Source organism: Nonomuraea mangrovi (assembly GCF_042681425.1).
Classification (GTDB): Bacteria; Actinomycetota; Actinomycetes; order Streptosporangiales; family Streptosporangiaceae; genus Nonomuraea; species Nonomuraea mangrovi.
In genome coordinates this window covers 1-3,208 of record NZ_JBHUFV010000102.1, presented here as the reverse complement: position 1 = coordinate 3,208, position 3,208 = coordinate 1, and the positions used below count along the sequence as shown (strand labels likewise).

The window sequence follows — 3,208 nt, the reverse complement described above, 5'->3', positions numbered from 1 at the left end:
GCACACCTGGTTCGTCCTGCACGAGCTGCTCGGCCTGCCCGAGGTACGCAACTACGACGGGTCGTGGACGGAGTGAGGGCCGCGCCGCAGAGGTGTTGGCGCCCCTGCGGTTGCCTCTGGCCTCCGGGGCCGGGGGCAGCACGAAGTCCTTGCTGCGGATGAGCGCGAAGGCCAGGATGCCGCCGATGACGGGGGCCGTACACCGTCAACCAACGCAAGATCATCAAAGCGGTGCCGCCCTGTACTCTCAACCGCTGTGATCTCTGACGGCCTGGCCCGGGCTGCCATGTTGCCACGGGCGGGGTGAGGCAGTGCGGCGGCGGTAGTAGTGCGCGGCCACCAGAGCGAGCAGGGGGCTCCAGGCTGCCAATGGCCAGTACATGACGTTGAAGATCACCGTCTGCCAGCCGGGCCAGGCACGGCGCCGGGAAGAGCGCGCTGATGGCCTTCACTGACCGCTGGCCGTAGATGGCCCGGTGGGGCGGGTCGGTGACGATCAGCAGGAACTGGTCAGCCAGCTCGCCAGGTGGTTCGGTTGAGACTCGTCACGTCAGGAGGTGGCGCCAGCGGTCGGCTGACTCCATGATGTCCAGGCTGACGCGTTCCAGGTACGCGGTTGTCTTGGCAAGCCGTTGCCCCACGGGGCTGTCGAGCCCGTACGTCTCGGCCACCGCCATCGTGGCCCGCGCCGTCTGGAGCGTCTGCCGCTCGCTGATCATGATCGCGTGGTACCAGGCGTCGTCGTCGATCACGTAGATGTCGCGCTGGCGCCGCGGATCGCGCTCGCGCCGGACGAATCCCTGCCGGACCAGGTAGTTCACGGCCACGGAGACGGAGGCGGGGCTGACCTTCAGCCTGCGGGCCAGCTCGGCCGCGGTGCGCTGGCCGTCCTCGGACAGCGCCAGGTCGTGGTGCACGCGCGCGGCCGTCCTCGGCATCCCCGCTCTGACCGCCATCTCGATGATCTCCAGTTCCATCGCGGCGACCGGCGGGGTGGACGCGTGTGGGGGTGCCGGCGTGCCGCGCCGGGCCCGCTGGATCGTCGCTTGGTGCGCCTGCTGGGGCAGGTAGCCGGCGGGACCGCCGTTGCGGGCGATCTCCCGGGTGATCGTCGAGGTCGGCCGGTCGAGCCGCCTGGCGATCTCGCGGTAGGAGAGTCCGTCGGCGAGTCCGGCCGCGATGCGCTGGCGGTCCTGCTGGGTCAATCGTCCTCCTGGCATGCCGTCAGTGTTGCCTTAGTCGCCATTCATTGCAACATGGTGTTGCTTTCGAGCTCAGCGTCATTGCATCATTTTATCGCCTCTCACCTGGGCAAACGTTCTTCTTCGGATTGACTCGGCTCTGAATGCAACGTAGCTTTCGAGCTGCGCAAGACACGTACTATCGCGAAGCGAGGAATGGTCATGGGTCAATCTCTCCATACCGTCAAGAGCAACAGGGTCCGAAGGCCGCGGGTCTCCCGGCGAGTGGCGGTCACGGCGCTGGCGGCCGCGCTGCTGGCCGCGGCGGCCACACCTGCGGCGGGTGTGGCCGCCGCGAACAGAAGCGCGGCCGTGTCGAAGGCCGCCGCCGGGCAGGATCGCCCGGAGCTGCAGAAGGCCATCCAGGCGTTCGTCGATGCCGGTTTCCTCGGGGTGCAGCTGCGCGTGCACGATGAGCGGGGCGAGTGGGTCGGCAGCGCCGGTGTGCGCAAGCTGGGCGCGAGCGCGAAGCCGCCGACGAACGGGCGGTTCTGGGTGGGCAGCGTCACCAAGACCTTCGTCGCGACCTTGGTGTTGCAACTGGTGGCCGAGGGCAAGATCGAGCTGGACGACCCGGTGGCCGGCTTCCTGCCCAAGCTCGGGCTGGACCAGCGGATCACGGTGCGGATGCTGCTGCAGCACACCAGCGGGTTGTTCAACTACACCGGCGACCTCGAACCCGACGGGACGTGGGTGCCGGGACTCCCCGCGGTGGGCAAGGAGTGGCTGGATAACCGGTTCCGCTCTTACCGGCCGGAGGAGCTGGTGCGGTTTGCGTTGTCCAAGCCGGCGCGGTTCGAGCCGGGGACGGGCTGGAGCTACGCCAACACCAACTACACGCTGGCCTTGCTGCTGATCGAGAAGGTCACCGGCCGCTCGTTCGACGTAGAACTGCAGCAACGCATCCTTCGGCCGCTCGGGCTGAAGGGCACCGTGGTGCCGGGCAACCGGACGCAACTCCCCGGGCCGCACGCCCACGGCTACTTCCGCTACCAGGACACCGGCCAGTGGAAGGTGGTCGACGTCTCCCGCCAGAACCTCTCCCTGGTGGCCGGTGCCGGTGACATGATCTCGACCACCCAGGATCTCCATACGTTCTTCTCCGCGCTGAACGGCGGCAAGCTCCTGCCGGCTCGGCTACTGGCCGAGATGCGCAAGCCGCACCCGAAGAGTGCCGGCCTCTTCGGCCGCTACGGCCTCGGGACATACGTGCAGGACACGGGCCCGAACTGCGCCGGCATCATCTTCAACCACAACGGCAGCCCTCCAGGGGGCTACGGGGCGCTGATGTACAGCTCGCCCGACGGCAGCAGGACCCTGACCGCCTCGCTGACCAGCGGAGACGCCGCAGTCGACGTGGCAAAGGAGTTCCCGAAGGCACTGGACAGGCTCGTCAAGGCGGCGTTCTGCGGCGGGCAGGCCGGGTCAACTGACGAGGCCAAGCCGGCTGAGTAGCAGGGGCCGAGCACATTGGGCCGTAGACCTTGAAGGCGGGACCCGTTGCGATCGTGCATCAGGTAGAGCGCGAAGTAGGTCACGCCGAGCTCTTTGAGCGCGGTGTGGCCGGTCCAAGAGGCGTGGACACCGAGCAGGCACAACCGTGAGCTTCGACTCTGCGCCTGCCGAAAACTCCGTCCACGCAGGTCAAGCGGCATGTGAGTACTCGTGGAGAACCCCGCTGAGCCGATCTCGCCAGCGTATGTTCTGGTCATCGATTCGCTTCGGGTCGGTGATCGGATCGCGTCGTAGCCGTGCAGCTGCGATCCAGCGGCTCCTCTTCACAGGGCCGGGGGCACGCGACGCCTCATGCAACACTTTGCGCCTCGAGTCCTTCTGGGAGGTGAAGGAACCAGGAAAGGCGAAGGCTGTTGGAACCAGATCTCCTCTTCGCGGACTTCGTCGCAGGTTGCGTCCACGGAAGTGGTGTACGAGTTTGACCTGCTCACAAGCGTGGCAGCCGTGAATGA

Annotated in this window: 2 protein-coding genes; one reads left to right on the top strand and one right to left on the bottom strand. The window is 67.2% G+C overall.

The genetic code is table 11. The features are described 5' to 3' along the window. Positions 1-545: 545 nt before the first annotated feature. Entirely contained in the window at positions 546-1,205 is a 660-nt protein-coding gene (locus tag ACFSKW_RS52165; protein ID WP_379582897.1) for a GbsR/MarR family transcriptional regulator, read from the bottom strand. Positions 1,206-1,403: 198 nt separating this feature from the next. Between ACFSKW_RS52165 and ACFSKW_RS52160 the strand changes: the two genes are divergently transcribed. Further along, positions 1,404-2,696, top strand: a complete 1,293-nt coding sequence (locus tag ACFSKW_RS52160) for a serine hydrolase domain-containing protein (protein ID WP_379582895.1) — start codon at positions 1,404-1,406, stop codon at positions 2,694-2,696. The last annotated feature ends 512 nt before the right edge of the window (positions 2,697-3,208 follow it).